Origin of the sequence: Aeromonas sobria (assembly GCF_050266975.1) — a bacterium.
In the GTDB taxonomy this organism is placed as follows: Bacteria; Pseudomonadota; Gammaproteobacteria; order Enterobacterales; family Aeromonadaceae; genus Aeromonas; species Aeromonas sobria_B.
Genome location: NZ_JBKISU010000145.1, coordinates 1 through 255 on the forward strand (window position 1 = coordinate 1; position 255 = coordinate 255).

The 255-nt window shown below is 56.1% G+C and carries 1 protein-coding gene; it reads right to left on the reverse strand.

What is annotated here, in order from left to right; translation table 11 throughout:
• On the reverse strand, positions 1 to 255 hold a 255-nt coding region (locus ACLHZ1_RS20845), incomplete at both ends, for an IS3 family transposase (RefSeq protein WP_427263569.1).

The following is a 255-nucleotide window of genomic DNA, read 5'->3' on the forward strand; positions in this document are numbered from 1 at the left end:
GCAAGAGGTTCGGGGCGATATGGCCGTACGTCCCCTTGTACGACCGATATTTCTTGCGGCGCAGGTTAGAGGCAAGGTCCTGTTTTCGCATGAGTTTACGCACGGTTTTATGGTTGAGAGGGCATCCTTCATTGCGCAGCGCCAGGGTGATCCGCCGATAACCATAGCGCCCCTTGTGGTGATGAAACAGCGCCTTGACCCGTTGCGCTTCATGCTCATAGGTCACTGTGCGGGTACCCGATTTCACCTGCCAGT